At 65.5% G+C, this 14,714-nt stretch carries 11 protein-coding genes and 1 tRNA gene; 10 read left to right on the top strand and 2 right to left on the bottom strand.

All coding sequences use genetic code 11. The annotated features are described in order from the left end of the window. Nucleotides 1–119: 119 nt before the first annotated feature. The 8 genes from fdnG to ACN9M2_RS02910 all read left to right on the top strand — a co-directional run bounded on the left by fdnG (nt 120) and on the right by ACN9M2_RS02910 (nt 10,072). Nucleotides 120–3,194, top strand: coding sequence for a formate dehydrogenase-N subunit alpha (fdnG, locus tag ACN9M2_RS02945; protein ID WP_426286689.1), 3,075 nt, complete (start codon nt 120–122; stop codon nt 3,192–3,194). A 10-nt stretch (nt 3,195–3,204) separates the two neighbouring features. Next, complete coding sequence (gene fdxH, locus ACN9M2_RS02940; protein WP_371022663.1) at nt 3,205–4,131, top strand: formate dehydrogenase subunit beta; 927 nt, start codon at nt 3,205–3,207, stop codon at nt 4,129–4,131. Beyond that, nucleotides 4,128–4,787: a formate dehydrogenase subunit gamma gene (locus ACN9M2_RS02935; RefSeq protein WP_426286688.1), complete on the top strand. Its 660-nt coding sequence runs from the start codon at nt 4,128–4,130 to the stop codon at nt 4,785–4,787. The genes fdxH and ACN9M2_RS02935 overlap by 4 nt, the downstream gene beginning before the upstream one ends. Next, on the top strand, nt 4,784–5,722 hold the full coding sequence (fdhE, locus tag ACN9M2_RS02930; protein WP_426286686.1) for a formate dehydrogenase accessory protein FdhE: 939 nt from the start codon (nt 4,784–4,786) through the stop codon (nt 5,720–5,722). Before ACN9M2_RS02935 ends, fdhE begins: the two co-directional genes overlap by 4 nt. Nucleotides 5,723–6,018: 296 nt before the next feature. Continuing rightward, on the top strand, nt 6,019–6,567 hold the full coding sequence (locus ACN9M2_RS02925) for a hypothetical protein (protein WP_426286685.1): 549 nt from the start codon (nt 6,019–6,021) through the stop codon (nt 6,565–6,567). 60 nt (nt 6,568–6,627) lie between these two features. Further along, the gene (gene selA / locus ACN9M2_RS02920; RefSeq protein ID WP_426286684.1) at nt 6,628–8,034 is read left to right on the top strand and encodes an L-seryl-tRNA(Sec) selenium transferase; all 1,407 of its coding nucleotides are present in this window, start codon (nt 6,628–6,630) and stop codon (nt 8,032–8,034) included. Beyond that, nucleotides 8,031–9,965 carry a selenocysteine-specific translation elongation factor gene (selB, locus tag ACN9M2_RS02915; protein ID WP_426286683.1) on the top strand — a complete coding sequence of 645 codons (1,935 nt, stop codon included), beginning with the start codon at nt 8,031–8,033 and terminating at the stop codon, nt 9,963–9,965. The genes selA and selB overlap by 4 nt, the downstream gene beginning before the upstream one ends. Nucleotides 9,966–9,976: 11 nt before the next feature. Next, nucleotides 9,977–10,072 (top strand) — tRNA-Sec (locus tag ACN9M2_RS02910). A 13-nt stretch (nt 10,073–10,085) separates the two neighbouring features. On the opposite strand, the gene selD is transcribed toward ACN9M2_RS02910, so the two are convergent. Next, entirely contained in the window at nt 10,086–11,126 is a 1,041-nt protein-coding gene (selD, locus tag ACN9M2_RS02905; protein ID WP_426286681.1) for a selenide, water dikinase SelD, read from the bottom strand. A gap of 185 nt (nt 11,127–11,311) precedes the next feature. On the opposite strand from selD, the gene ACN9M2_RS02900 reads away from it, so the two are divergent. Both ACN9M2_RS02900 and dusB read left to right on the top strand, forming a co-directional pair. Then, on the top strand, nt 11,312–12,364 hold the full coding sequence (locus ACN9M2_RS02900) for a permease (RefSeq protein ID WP_426286680.1): 1,053 nt from the start codon (nt 11,312–11,314) through the stop codon (nt 12,362–12,364). 23 nt (nt 12,365–12,387) lie between these two features. Beyond that, nucleotides 12,388–13,374 carry a tRNA dihydrouridine synthase DusB gene (dusB, locus tag ACN9M2_RS02895; RefSeq protein WP_426286679.1) on the top strand — a complete coding sequence of 329 codons (987 nt, stop codon included), beginning with the start codon at nt 12,388–12,390 and terminating at the stop codon, nt 13,372–13,374. 41 nt (nt 13,375–13,415) lie between these two features. On the opposite strand, the gene ACN9M2_RS02890 is transcribed toward dusB, so the two are convergent. Beyond that, entirely contained in the window at nt 13,416–14,708 is a 1,293-nt protein-coding gene (locus tag ACN9M2_RS02890; protein ID WP_426286678.1) for a dicarboxylate/amino acid:cation symporter, read from the bottom strand. Between the last annotated feature and the right edge of the window lie 6 nt (nt 14,709–14,714).

The following is a 14,714-nucleotide window of genomic DNA, read 5'->3' as shown; positions in this document are numbered from 1 at the left end:
GAACTTGATGTACCTTTCTGAATGAACAGCCATGATCCCTCATTCCGGGGAGATCCCTGGCCGTGTCGCCGCCTCTGACAAGGCGGTACGTCTAGCCAAGTTCCTCGGGAGCTCAAGCGATGGCACTCACCCGCCGCGAGTTCATCAAGTTCACGGGCCTGGGCCTGGCAGCGTCCAGCATGGGCATGCTCGGCTTCGGGGGATCGGGCGTGGCGCAAGCCGCCGCCGTCCGCCCCTTCAAGCTCACCCACGCGACCGAAACACGCAATACCTGTACGTATTGCTCGGTCGCCTGCGGAATCCTCATCTACAGCATGGGCGACCGGGCGAAGAACGCCCTATCGAACATCATCCATATCGAGGGCGATCCGGACCACCCGGTGAACCGCGGCACCCTGTGCCCGAAGGGCTCGGCCCTGCTCGATATCGTGCACGCACCCACGCGCCTGAAGACGCCGCGCTATCGCGAACCAGGAGGCACCGAGTTCAAGGACGTCTCCTGGGATTTCGCCCTGGACCGCATCGCCAGGCTGATGAAGGAAGACCGCGACAAGCACTTCATCGCCACGAACGCTGCCGGGACCACGGTCAATCGCTGGACCAGCACCGGCATGCTGGCGGCGTCGGCCTCGTCCAGTGAGACCGCCTTCCTCACCTGGAAGGTCGCCCGCTCCCTCGGCATGGTGGTGTTCGACAACCAGGCGCGCGTCTGACACGGACCGACGGTGGCCAGTCTGGCCCCATCATTCGGTCGCGGTGCGATGACCAACACCTGGCAGGACATCAGGAACGCCAACGTCGTCCTGGTGATGGGTGGCAATGCCGCCGAAGCGCATCCCTGCGGGTTCAAGTGGGTGATCGAAGCGAAGATCGAGAACGGCGCCAAGCTCGTCGTCGTCGATCCGCGTTTTACCCGTACGGCCTCCGTGGCCGATTACTACGCCCCCATCCGGCCGGGCACGGACATCGCGTTCCTGAGCGGCGTGATGCGCTACCTGCTGGAAAAGGACGCCATCCAGCACGAGTACGTACGCGCGTACACCAACGCCGGCCTGATCGTGAAGGAAGGATTCGACTTCCAGGACGGTCTGTTCAGCGGCTACAACAGCGAAACCCATAGCTACGACAAGTCGAGCTGGGACTACGAACTGGACGAACAGGGTTTCGCCAGGTCGGACGACACCTGGCAGGACCCGCGCTGCGTGATCAACCTGCTCAAGCAGCACGTGGCCCGGTACACGCCGGAAATGGTCTCGCGCATCACGGGCACGCCGCAGGACAAGTTCCTGCACATCTGCGAGTTGTTCGCGAGCACCGCCGCGCCGGACAAGGCCATGACCAGCCTGTTCGCGCTGGGCTGGACGCAGCACACGGTGGGCGCGCAGAACATCCGCGCGATGGCGATGATCCAGCTGCTGCTGGGCAACATCGGCGTGGCCGGTGGCGGCATGAACGCATTGCGCGGGCATTCCAACATCCAGGGGTTGACCGACGTCGGCCTGCTGTCCAACCAGATGCCCGGCTACCTGACCCTGCCCAACGACAAGGAAACCAGCTTCGACGAATACATGTCGACGAAGCTGTTCAAGCCCTTGCGTCCCGGCCAGACCAGCTACTGGCAGAACTACCGCAAGTTCGTAGTCAGCCTGCAGAAGTCCTTGTATGGCGACGCCGCGACGCAGGAGAACAACTGGGCCTACGACTGGCTGCCCAAGCTCGACGTGCCGCTGTACGACATCATCAAGGCGTTCGAGATGATGAACGCGGGGCAGATGAATGGCTATATCTGCCAGGGCTTCAATCCGCTGCAGGCCTTCCCCGACCGAGGCAAGATCCGCCGTGGCCTCAGCAAGCTGAAATTCCTCGTCACCATGGACCCGCTGGACACCGAGACCTCCCGCTTCTGGCAGGACTTCGGCCCGCAGAACCCGGCCAAGCCCGCGGAGATCCAGACCGAGGTATTCCAGTTGCCGACCACCTGCTTCGCCGAGGAAAACGGCTCGCTGGTCAATTCGGCGCGCTGGCTGCAATGGCACTGGAAGGCGGCCGAGGCGCCGGGCGAAGCCATGTCCGATATCTGGATCATGAGCGGCATCTTCCATCGCCTGCGCGAGATGTACCGAAAGGAAGGCGGCGCCTTCCCCGATCCGATCCTCAACGTCGCCTGGAAATATACCGATCCGGTCGCACCGGACCCGGAAGAACTGGCCAAGGACATGAACGGCCGTGCGCTGGCCGACATCACCGACCCGGCCACGGGCGTGACGACTAAGGCAGGCACGTTGCTGGACGCCTTCGCCCAGTTGCGCGACGACGGCACCACCGCGGCGGGTTGCTGGATCTTCACCGGTTCGTTCACCGAGAAGGGCAACCAGATGGCCCGCCGCGATGCCACCGATCCACGCGAGCAAGGCATCGCCCCGAACTGGGCGTGGGCGTGGCCGGCCAACCGCCGCATCCTCTACAACCGCGCCAGCGCGAACCTCGAAGGCAAGGCCTGGAACCCGAAGAAGCCGGTGATCGAATGGAACGGCACGCGCTGGGTCGGCATCGACGTGCCGGACTACGGCCCGACCGTGAAGCCCTCCGACGGTGTCGGTCCCTTCATCATGAACGCCGAAGGCATGGGCCGCCTGTTCGCCCGCAACCTGATGGCGGAAGGCCCGTTCCCCGAGCATTACGAGCCGATGGAATCGCCGGTGGAGAACGTGCTGCACCCGAAGGTCAACGCCAATCCGGTAGCCCGCGTCTTCGCCGACGACCGCTCCGCCTTCGGAAACGCCAAGGACTTCCCGTACGTGGCGACCACGTACCGCCTCACCGAGCATTTCCATTTCTGGACCAAGCACGCGCTGATCAACGCGATCCTCCAGCCGGAGGAATTCGTCGAGATCGGCGAGGTCCTGGCGAAAGAGAAGGGTATCGAGCAAGGCGGCTGGGTGAAGGTGTCGTCCAAACGTGGCGAAGTGGTGTGCAAGGCCTATGTGACCAAGCGGATCAAGCCGCTCATCGTGGACGGCAAGCCTGCCCACGTGATCGGCGTGCCGTTGCATTGGGGCTTCACCGGCCAGGCCCGGAAGGGCTACGGCGCGAACACGCTGACGCCATCCGTCGGCGACGCCAATACGCAGACGCCGGAGTTCAAGGCGTTCCTGGTGAACGTCGAAAAGACCAGCGCACCGGTCGCAGCCTGAGGCCAACGACATGTCAGACCTGCAATCCCAAGACTATGTCCGGCGCTCGGCCTCGACGATGACGCCCCCCGTGGCGCGCAGCCACGAGGACCAGGTCGCCAAGCTCATCGACGTCAGCCGCTGCATCGGCTGCAAGGCCTGCCAGTCGGCCTGCATGGAGTGGAACGACCTGCGTCCGGAGATCGGGCATTTCGAAGGCTCGTACGAGAACCCCATGGACCTGGGGCCGAGCGTATGGACCCTGATGAAGTTCGCCGAGTACGAGAACGAACAGGGCAACCTCGAATGGCTGATCCGCAAGGATGGCTGCATGCATTGCGAAGACCCGGGCTGCCTGAAGGCGTGTCCGGCGCCCGGTGCGATCGTGCAGTACGCCAACGGCATCGTCGACTTCATCAGCGACAAGTGCATCGGCTGCGGCTACTGCGTGAAGGGTTGCCCGTTCGACGTTCCCCGGATCAGCAAGAAAGACCACAAGTCGTACAAGTGCACGCTGTGTTCCGACCGCGTGTCGGTCGGGCTCGAACCTGCCTGCGTCAAGGCCTGCCCCACCGGCGCCATCATGTTCGGTTCCAAGAGCGACATGACCCATTGGGCCGGTGAACGCATCGAGGACCTGAAATCGCGTGGCTTCGAGAATGCCGGCCTGTACGATCCGAAGGAGGTCGGCGGCACGCACGTGATGTACGTGCTGCACCATGCGGACAAGCCGTCGCTTTATTCCGGCCTGCCCGACAAGCCGCGCATCAGCCCCGTGGTCGAGGCATGGAAGGGCATCATCAAGCCGTTGGCGGTGGCGGGCATCGCCTTCGCCGCCATCGCCGGTTTCTTCCACTGGATCACCGTGGGCCCGAACGAAGTCACGGAAGAGGACGAGGAAGAGGCTGCGCGTGCCCTGCGTGGAGAGCGCGAACCGGACCCGGAGGAGAAGTCATGACCCGCCCGAAGTATGCGATCACGCGCTACACCACGACGAACCGGATCAACCACTGGATCAACGCAGGGCTCTTCATCCTGCTGCTCCTGTCCGGGTTGTCCATGTTCCATCCGATGCTGTTCTTCCTGTCCGGCCTGTTCGGCGGCGGTCAATGGGCACGTGCGGCGCACCCGTGGTTCGGCGTCTTCTTCATGCTCAGCTGGATCGGCATGATCATCCAGTTCTGGCGCGTGAACCTTCCGGCACGCGAGGACATCGCCTGGTCGAAGGCGATCGTCCAGGTCGTCACCAACGACGACGAACACGTGCCTCCGATCGGCCGCAACAACAGCGGCCAGAAGGCGGTCTTCTGGTCGATGACGCTGTTGATCCCGGTGCTGTTCCTCACCGGACTGCTGATCTGGGAAGTCTATTTCGGCGCGGCCACCTCGATCGAGGTGCAACGCGTGGCCGTGCTCATCCATAGCCTGGCGGCCATCGCGGCCATCCTCGTCTGGGTGGCCCACGTCTATGCGGCCATCTGGATCCGCAACTCGGTGCGGAGCATGACCCAGGGCTATGTCACCCCGGGCTGGGCCTGGCATCATCATCGCAAGTGGTTCTGGGAGCTGGCCTCCGGCCAGCGCGGCAAGACCACGCCCAGGAAAGATCCGTGAAGCAAGCCGAGGCACCACCCAACGCCAAGTGGAGCGGTCCATCGCACGCGGGCGTCAAGGCTCCCGATCCGATCCTGCTCGCCGATCCATCGCGCCGTTTCGCGGCCACCGCGAAGCGGCTCGACGAGCTCGCGGCCGGCGGCCATCCGATGGAAGCATGGCTGCGCTTCATGGCGGGATTGGCACGCGCGCAGCATGCCGTTGCGACGACGCTCGGCCCCGCCGCCACGCTCGGAGCCGATACCGTGGCGCAGGCGACGGAGGCGCGATTGCCGCCGCTGGCGGCGGACGGCCATCGCCGTGACGCTTCATGGCGCGATGGCTTGAGGTTGCTGCTCGATCGCATCGACATCGCAGGATTGCCGTCTCCCGCCCTCGACGCCATGGAAACGTTGCGACACGGCGACGACGCCACGCTGGACCAGCTGGCCGACAACTTCCTGCGCGGCCGCGTAAGCACCACCGACGCGGGCGCCGCCGTCTTCGTCGCGGCGGCCTTGCAGGTCTATTTCACCTGTTCCGCTGCCCCGTTGAACGTCGACGAACTTCGCCTTCTGGAGGAACGCGGCCTTTGCCCGTGCTGCGGTTCACCGCCGGTGGCTGGCGTGATCACGGCAAGCGGCACCACGCCCGGCACGCGCTACCTGTATTGCTCGATGTGTTCCACCGCATGGAATCACGTACGCGCCGTATGCATCACCTGCGGCGGCACGCGTCACCTTTCGCTCCAATCCATCGAAGGCGATTCCGGCCTGGTCAAGGCCGAGACCTGCGCCGACTGCCACACGTATTCCAAGTTGTTCTTCCAGGTGCACGACATGCAGGCCGATCCGTTCGCGGATGACCTCGCTTCGCTCGGACTGGACCTGTTGATCGCCGAGGCCGGTTTCGCGCGGCATGCGCCGAATCCGTTACTGCTGGCTGGTGAAGGCTAAGACCTCCGGTACTGCTGCACGCCCCATGCCTTTAATGGCCTAACCATCCCGCGCTCCGAGGTGTTCGACCCACCTCACAGGGAGCACGGGAGCTACTCGTTCGACATGACGTCCGGGCAAGCACGTGGTTAATCCAGCCGACTGGTGTGACAGAGGTCACAGGGCGTGGAAGTCATCGACTTTCTCAGAATTCTTCCATGTGCTTGCTTCATTCCTCGGCATAGCTTCGGCGGAAGCTCGAAAGGCGACTGGTGCGTATCGACGCCCCAGGGAATGATCAAAGATAGGGATAGACCATGAAGTGGAAGCGTATGTTGGCTTTGCTCGGCTGGAGCATGGGAGCACTAACGACAAGTCCTGTTAGCTTGGCCGAGCAGCGCCTGACAGCGAAGCTGGAGACCCCTTATGCCTCGGATAGCAAACGCTCGGCCATCGTGAAACTGACCTTGCACAACATAGGGGACGAACCGGTTGCCATCATGAAATGGGACACTCCATTCGTCATGTCCGGCGGACGCCTTCCGAAATCCCAGTACGAAGTAAAGAACGGCGTGGGTGAGGTCTCCCGATATATCGGCCGTTCCGTCAACATCGGACGAATTCTCTCCAGCTATTTTATCGTCCTGCAAAGTGGGGAAAGCATTGAAAAGGAAGTAGACCTCACCTACGAATACGACTACGGAGCGGGCGGCGCATTCTCCGTGAAGTTCACCTTGTCGTTGGATCGCGCCCCCGATCGGTATGTTGTGACCGACAAGGAATTCCAAGACTTCAAGAGAAATACGCTCAGATACGTCGAATCCAACGAAACGACCATCTACATACCGGGGCCGGTGCCGCCATGATCTTGGGGCAGATGGTGGTTTTTCTTGACCCCGCACGGGCGGCACCTCAGCATACGAGGCATGTCCGGACCTGACGCAACCTCGCTGCGCAATCTCCCTGCGGTGGCCGCCGTGCTGGCGACCGCGGAGGCAGCCTTGTTGTTGGAACGCCATGGGCGCGCCGCCACCACCGAGGCAATCCGTCAGGTCATCGACGATGCACGAGATGCCCTTCGCCTGTCTCCCACGGAGGCGCCCAGCGTGGCTGAAATCGCCCAGCGGGCGCGCGGGCTGCTCGAAGCGAGGATGCCGGGCCTGCGCCCGCTGTTCAATCTCACCGGCACCGTGCTGCATACGAACCTAGGCCGCGCGGTACTCGCCGAGGCCGCGATCGAGGCGGCGGTGGAAGCGATGCGTCACGCGGTGGCGTTGGAGTTCGACCTGTCCAGCGGCGTACGCGGCGAACGCGACGACCACTTGCGCGCCCTGCTTCGTGAATTGACCGGTGCGGAAGATGCCACCGTGGTCAACAACAACGCCGCGGCCGTCTTGCTCTGCCTCAACACCTTCGCGCTCGGCCGCGAGGCGGTGGTGTCGCGCGGCGAGCTGATCGAGATCGGCGGGGCCTTTCGCATGCCCGACATCATGGCGCGTGCCGGCGCGGAGATGATCGAGGTGGGCACCACCAACCGCACCCACGCCGCGGACTATCGCGACGCGCTCAACGAGCGCAGCGGACTCGTGCTGAAGGTGCACACCTCGAACTATCGCATCCAGGGCTTCACCGCCGAAGTCGGGGCACGCGAGTTGGCGGCGATCGCCGACGACGCGGGCGTGCCGCTGCTCAACGACCTCGGCTCGGGCAGCCTCGTCGATCTCTCCCGTCATGGCCTCGCCAGGGAACCGACGGTGCGCGAAGCGGTGGCCGAGGGCGCGCGACTGGTCACGTTCTCCGGCGACAAGCTGCTAGGTGGGCCGCAGGCGGGATTCATCGTCGGCGACCGCGACCTGATCGCCAGGATCAATCGCAACCCGCTGAAGCGCGCCTTGCGCGTGGATAAGATCCGGCTTGCCGCCATCGAGGCCACGCTGAACCTGTATCGCGATCCCGACCGTCTTGCCGAACGGCTTCCGACCCTGCGCTTCCTGTCACGCCCCCATGCGGACATCGAGGCACAGGCGCGCCGCCTGCGAGGGGCGGTGGCGGAACGGATCGGCGATGCCTTCGTCGTCGAGGTAGGCGATTGCCACAGCCAGATAGGTTCCGGCGCGCTGCCGTTGGATACGCTTGCCAGCGCCGCGCTGTCGGTCCGCCCGGTCGGCGGCCAGCGCACGCTGGAAAAACTGGCGGCGGCACTCCGCGCATTGCCACGCCCCGTCGTGGGCCGTATCGGCGAGGGCGCACTGCACCTGGACCTGCGCTGTCTCGCGGAAACCGACGAGGACGCCTTCCTGGCGACCCTGGCCCACCTCGCCCACACTCCATGATCATCGGCACGGCCGGCCATATCGACCATGGCAAGACGTCCCTGGTAAGGGCGCTGACTGGCGTCGACGGCGATCGCCTCAAGGAAGAAAAGGCACGCGGCATCACCATCGACCTGGGCTTCGCCTATTTGCCGATGGATGATGGTTTTACCCTCGGTTTCGTCGACGTGCCGGGCCATGAGCGCTTCGTGCACACCATGGCCGCCGGCGCGAGCGGCATCGACATCGCCTTGCTGGTGGTGGCCGCCGACGACGGCGTCATGCCGCAGACGCTGGAACACCTGGCGATCCTCGACCTGCTGCGCGTCGGGCGCGGACTGGTCGCGCTGACCAAGTCCGACCTGGTCCCGCCGGAACGGCTGGCGGAGGTGACCGCGCAGATCCGCGAGGCGACCGCAGGCACGATGCTCGAAATGGCGGACATCCTGCCGGTATCCTCGACGACGGGCCTGGGCGTCGACGCGCTGCGCGACCGGCTCGCCATGGAGGCGCGTGCGTTCGGTGCACGGCGTGCGGACGGCCGTTTCAGGCTCGCGGTGGATCGTGTGTTCACCCTGGCCGGCATCGGCGTGGTGGTGACCGGCACCGTGTTGTCCGGCACCGTGCAGGTAAAGGACCAGGTCATGCTCAGTCCCTCGGGCCTGACCGCACGCGTGCGTTCGGTGCATGCGCAGAACCGCCAGGTGGAGGTCGGCCGCGCAGGCGACCGTTGCGCGCTGAACCTCGCTGGCGACGGCATCGCCAAGGACGCGATCCAGCGCGGCGACATGGTCGTCGATCCTTTCCTGCACGCGCCGACCGACCGCATCGATGCGAGCCTGCATATCCTGGCCGGTGAGCCCAAGCCCGTCGGTGCATGGTTCCCTGCCCGGTTGCATCACGGCGCGGCCGAAGTCGGCGTACGCGTCGTGCCGCTGGAAGGCGAGCAGCTGCTTCCGGGACAGACCGCCGACGTGCAGCTGGTGTTGAGCGAGCCGATCGCCGCGGCGGCGCTCGATCGCTTCGTGCTGCGCGACGTCTCCGCGCGGCGAACCATCGGAGGCGGCCGTTTCCTCGACCTCCGCGCGCCATCGCGACAGCGCCGAACGCCCGAACGACAGGCACAACGAGCCGCGCTGGCGATCGACGATCCACGGGAGGCGCTCGCGGCGCTGCTCGATGCGCCGCCGTTCGCGTGGGACGTGCTTGCATTCGCGCGCGATCGTGCCCTGACGGCGGCCATGCTGGACGACATCGTCGCCGCGCTCGCACCGCTGGTGTTCGACGCGGGCGACGAGCGTGTGGCGATCGACAAGGTGCACTGGCGGGGTTTCGTCGACGCCCTGGCCGAACGCCTCGAAGCGTTCCATGCGGCCCATCCGGATGTGCAAGGCATCGGCCGGGAAAAACTGAGGGTGGCCTTGCGCCCGCGGCTGTCGCCCGCCGCGTTCGCATTGGCCCTGCAACACGAGGATGTCGCCCGCCGCGTGGTTCGCGATGGCGCGTTCGTGCGCATGGCCTCGCACACATTGCAGTTGAGTCCGGAACGCGAGGCCGCATGGCGGGCGATCGAACCCTTGCTTGGCGGCGACGTCCGCTTCCGGCCTCCGCGAGTGCGCGACGTCGCCGCCGTGGTCGGGCGCCCGGAGGCGGAGGTCCGCCAACTGATGAAATCCGCGGCGCGGGTCGGCCTCGTGGACGAAGTGGCACACGACCATTTCTTCCTTCGCGCGACCGTGCATGAGATGCTGCTGATCGCCGCCGACGTCGCGTCGCACGCGGCGGACGGCCGCTTCACCGCGGCACAGTTCCGCGACCGGCTCGACAACGGACGGAAGGTGGCGATCCAGATTCTGGAGTTCTTCGATCGCCAGGGTGTTACCCTGAATCACGGCACGCTGCGCCGGATACAGGCCCGTTATCTCGACCTGTTCGGATCGGTGCCGGCGTGACCGCAATCCTTGGAAGAGCATCGTTCCCGGTGGGACGTCCGGACTTCAAATCCGGGTGAGGCGGCCAGACTGCCTCGGGTGGGTTCGACTCCCATGCTCTTCCGCCATCGCGGCGGCGTTTCAGACCACCTCGACGCCTGGCACGCCCGCCATCGCCGTGCCGACGATGCACGCGCGGGGATAACCCGCCGCCTCGATCGTCGCCAGGATCGCCTCGGCCCGCTCCGCCTTGCATGCCACCAGCAAGCCGCCGGAGGTCTGCGGATCGGTCAGCAAGGCACGGCGCCAGTCCGGCAGGCCGGCGGGCAGGACGACGCCATCGCCGTAACTGCTCCAGTTCCGCTTCGATGCGCCGGTGATGAAGCCGGCCTGGGCGAGCCGCTCGGCCTGGTCGAGGAAGGGAACGTGGCCTCCCTCGATCCGGACCCGCAGGCCGCTCCCACGCGCCAGTTCCAGCGCGTGCCCCAGCAAACCGAAGCCGGTGACGTCGGTGATGGCATGCACGTCGCCGTCCTGCGCCAGCTCATGGCCGACGCGGTTGAGCAGCGTGGTGGACGCCAGCATTTCCGCATACGCGTCTCCCGGCAGTGCCTGCTTCTTGAACGCCGCCGAATAGATGCCGACACCGATGCCCTTGGTCAGGATCAGCACGTCGCCCGCTTGCGCGCCCGTGTTTCGGCGCACGTTGGCGGGCGTGCACAAGCCGATCGCCGCGAGGCCATAGATCGGTTCGGCCGAATCGATCGAATGTCCGCCCGCGACAGGGATGCCCGCTTCCGCGCAGATGGATTCACCACCCGCGAGAATGGCGCGCACGGTGTCGATGTCCAGCTTGTCCAACGGCATGCCGAGGATGGCCAGCGCCATGATCGGTTTGCCGCCCATCGCATACACGTCGGATAGCGCATTGGCCGCGGCGATGCGGCCGAAATCGTAGGGATCGTCGACCACCGGCATGAAGAAGTCGGTGGTGGCGATCACGCAGGTGCGTTCGTCCACTTGCCACACCGCGGCGTCGTCGCTGGATTCGGTGCCGACCAGGAGTTGCGCGAACGGCATCGCCGCTGGCTTGTCGGCCAGCAATTGTCGAAGCACGGATGGCGCGAGCTTGCAGCCGCAGCCGCCGCCGTGGGCGAGTTCGGTCAATCGGACGGAGGTCATGGCGAATCCTGCGAAAGTCCCGTTGGTGCGACCGCGAGGTCACGTAGAGCATAGCGAAGCTACCGGAGCTTGAAGTATCTTCGAGCGAAAGTCTTGCCCCTCCGCAGCGCATCGGGCCTGCGGCTCCCGGCCGGCAACGTCGTGCCCTGTAGGGCCGTCATGTCACATCTCGTTCGGAGGGGTCTATGGCCGTCGCTTTGCAGAAGGCGCGCACCGTGCGCTGGTCGGTATTGTTGTTGCTGGCCGTCGCCGGCCTGTTCTACGTGAAGTGGTACCCGTACTACGGCCGCGCGTTCGTCGCGGCGGATCAGCATTCCATCGGCCATTCGATCCTCATGGGCGACCAGGCCAGCGCGCCGGCGCCCTCCTGGAACGCGGCACTGGACTATGCGCTGGCCTACGGCAAGGCCATCTGGAAGGCGATGGTGCTGGGCCTGCTGCTGGGGTCCGGTGTCCAGGCACTGCTGCCGGTCAACTGGGTACGGCGCACCCTGGGCAACCGTGGTTTCGGCAGCACCCTCGCAGGCGGCCTGCTGGGCGTACCCGGCATGATGTGCACCTGCTGCGCGGCACCGGTGGTCGTGGGCCTGCGCAAGCACCAGGCCTCGCCGGGCGCCTCGATCGCGTTCTGGCTGGGCAATACGATGCTGAATCCGGCGACCCTGGTCTTTACCGGCTTCGTGCTCGGCTGGCATTGGACCGCGCTGCGCATGGTGCTGGGCGTGCCGATGGTCTTCGGACTCGGCTATCTCGCCAACCGCATGTCCGGCCTGGAACCGTCCACGGCGGCCGTCGCGCCCATCGCCGAAACCGAGCCGCAATCCCTGGCGGAGGTCGGCAAGCGCTGGGTGCGGATCTTCACCGCGATGACGCTGCGGCTCATCCCGGAATACCTCGTGATCGTGCTGCTGCTGGGCGCGGCGCGCGCGTGGATGTTCCCGCATATCGGCCCGGAGATCGGTGAGCACTGGTACTGGATCGCCGCGTTCGCCGTGGCGGGGATGCTGTTCGTGATTCCCACCGCGGGCGAGGTACCCATCGTGCAGGCTATGCTCGCGCTGGGCATGGGCGGCGGTCCGGCCGCCGCCCTGCTGATGACCCTACCCCCGGTGAGCCTGCCCTCGCTGGCGATGCTAGGCCGGTCCCTGCCCGTGCGCTTGCTGGCAACGGTCGCCGTGGCGGTGGTCGGCTTCGGCATCCTCGCCGGAGCACTGGCGGCCATGCTCGGGATGCATTGAGCGAATCGTGTAAAATCAATGCCATGCGCATCGGTCCCTACACCATCGCACCGGCCGTGGTGCTCGCGCCCATGGCCGGCGTCACCGACAAGCCCTTCCGTCTCCTGTGCAAGCGCCTGGGGGCGGGCCTGGCCGTGTCCGAAATGACCACGGCCGATCCGCGCCTGTGGAACACGACCAAGTCACTGCGCCGGATGGACCACGAGGGCGAACCGGAACCGGTGAGCGTGCAGATCGCCGGCTACGATCCCGGCATGCTGGCCGAGGCGGCGAAATACAACGCGGACAACGGCGCGCAGATCGTCGACATCAACATGGGCTGCCCGGCGAAGAAGGTCTGCAACGTCTGGTCGGGCTCCGCCCTGCTCCAGGACGAGCCGCTGGTCGCACGCATCGTGCAGGCCGTGGTGAAGGCGGTGGATGTGCCGGTCACGCTGAAGATCCGCACCGGCTGGGACCGCGAGCACCGCAACGCGTTGAACATCGCCCGCATCGCCGAGGATGCCGGCATCGCCGCCTTGGCCGTGCACGGCCGCACCCGCGCGGACAAATACGAAGGCGACGCCGAATACGCCACCATCGCGGCGGTGAAGGCGAGCGTCTCGATCCCCGTCCTCGCCAACGGCGACATCGTCGACCCGGCGAAGGCGCGCGAGGTGCTGCGTGTCACCGGCGCGGATGCGGTGATGGTCGGCCGTGGCGCGCAAGGACGCCCGTGGGTGTTCCGCGAGATCGCGCATCATCTCGACACCGGCGGATTCCTGCCGGAGCCGACGCCCGGCGAGGTACGCGACATCCTCGTCGGCCACCTCGAACACCTGTACGCGTTCTACGGCGAGCGGATGGGCGTGCGCATCGCGCGCAAGCATCTGGGCTGGTACGCCAAGGACCGTCCGGAGAACGCCGCCTTCCGCCACGTCGTCAACCAGGCCGAAGACGCCGCCACCCAACTACGCCTGACCCGCGAGTACTTCGACGCCCTGGAAGCCGGCGTTTCCCTCGCCGCCTAGCCCAACCGCCCTGGTGGGAGCCGATGGGCTCCTACCAGGGCTCACGCCGCCTTCAACACCGCCGCCATCTTCGTCCGGTCCAGCTCTTTCTCCCACGCGCACACCACGATCGCCGCCACGCCGTTGCCGACCAGGTTGGTCATCGCCAGGCCGGTGCCGAGGAAGCGGTGGATGCCGAGGATGAGGACCATGCCCGCCACCGGCACCACGGGCACGACGCTCAGCGTCGAGGCGAGCATGACCAGCGCCGCGCCGGCTACGCCGCTCGCACCTTTCGACGTGAGCATGCCGACGATGGCCACGGTGATCTGCTGTTCGATGGTGAGATCGATGTTCAACGCCTGGGCGATGAACAGGATCGCCATGGTCAGGTAGATATTGGTGCCGTCCAGGTTGAACGAATAGCCGGTAGGAACCACCAGGCCCACGGTCTCCTTCGGGCAGCCGAGTTCTTCCATCTTGCGCATCAGTGGCGCCAGCACGACCTCCGACGAACTGGTGCCGAGCACGATCAGCAACTCGTCTCTGATGTACGCGCAGAAACGAAGAATGCTGAACCCGGCGATACGCGCGACGATGCCGAGGATCACCACGACGAAGATCACGCAGACCAGGTAGAAGCTGCCGATCAATTCCATCAAGGGCACCAACGACACGACGCCGTATTTGCCGATCGTGAAAGCCATCGCGCCGAACGCACCGATGGAGGATACGGCGGTGATGTAGTGCACGATCTTGAAGAACACCTGGGCGCCCGCCTCGATCACGTCGTAGACGGGCTTGCCACGTTCACCTACCGCCGCGAGCGCGCAACCGAACAGCACCGACACCAGCAGGATCGAGAGCACGTCGCCCTTGGCGAACGCGCTGACGAAGGTGCCGGGAATGATCGACAAAAGGAAGCCGATGGACTCGATGTTGTGGCCCTGGGCGACGAGGTTGCCTATCTCTCCCGCCTTCAACGTGGCCGGGTCGACGTTGAAACCGGTACCGGGGTGGAAGAGGTGCCCCGCCACGAGACCGAAGAACAGGGCGATGGTGGAGATCATCTCGAAGTAGAGAAGCGCCTTGCCGCCGACGCGGCCGACCTTGCGCATGTCGCGCATGCCGGCGATACCGGTCACCACCGTGCAGAAGATGATCGGCCCGATCACCATCTTGATCAGGGCGATGAAGCCGTCGCCCAGGGGTTTCATCGCTTCGGCGTACTTCGGCGAAAGGTAGCCCAGGACCACGCCCAGGATCACCGCCACCAGCACCTGGATGTACAGCTGCCGGTAGAACGGTTTGCGCGGCTTCTGCGACGAGGAAACGGTGGCGGCGATATCGGACATGCGTGT

Origin of the sequence: Luteibacter sp. E-22 (assembly GCF_049913125.1) — a bacterium.
In the GTDB taxonomy this organism is placed as follows: Bacteria; Pseudomonadota; Gammaproteobacteria; order Xanthomonadales; family Rhodanobacteraceae; genus Luteibacter.
Note: the sequence above shows the minus strand (reverse complement) of the source record. Positions and strands in the feature narration are given on the sequence as shown.

Excerpts from the sequence above, each read along its gene's own strand:
- selB (WP_426286683.1), top strand. The coding sequence starts at position 8,031 with ATGATCATCGGCACGGCCGGCCATATCGACCATGGCAAGACGTCCCTG.
- ACN9M2_RS02925 (WP_426286685.1), top strand. The coding sequence starts at position 6,019 with ATGAAGTGGAAGCGTATGTTGGCTTTGCTCGGCTGGAGCATGGGAGCA.
- ACN9M2_RS02935 (WP_426286688.1), top strand. The coding sequence starts at position 4,128 with ATGACCCGCCCGAAGTATGCGATCACGCGCTACACCACGACGAACCGG.
- selD (WP_426286681.1), bottom strand. The coding sequence starts at position 11,126 with ATGACCTCCGTCCGATTGACCGAACTCGCCCACGGCGGCGGCTGCGGC.
- fdxH (WP_371022663.1), top strand. The coding sequence starts at position 3,205 with ATGTCAGACCTGCAATCCCAAGACTATGTCCGGCGCTCGGCCTCGACG.
- dusB (WP_426286679.1), top strand. The coding sequence starts at position 12,388 with ATGCGCATCGGTCCCTACACCATCGCACCGGCCGTGGTGCTCGCGCCC.
- selA (WP_426286684.1), top strand. The coding sequence starts at position 6,628 with ATGTCCGGACCTGACGCAACCTCGCTGCGCAATCTCCCTGCGGTGGCC.
- ACN9M2_RS02900 (WP_426286680.1), top strand. The coding sequence starts at position 11,312 with ATGGCCGTCGCTTTGCAGAAGGCGCGCACCGTGCGCTGGTCGGTATTG.
- ACN9M2_RS02890 (WP_426286678.1), bottom strand. The coding sequence starts at position 14,708 with ATGTCCGATATCGCCGCCACCGTTTCCTCGTCGCAGAAGCCGCGCAAA.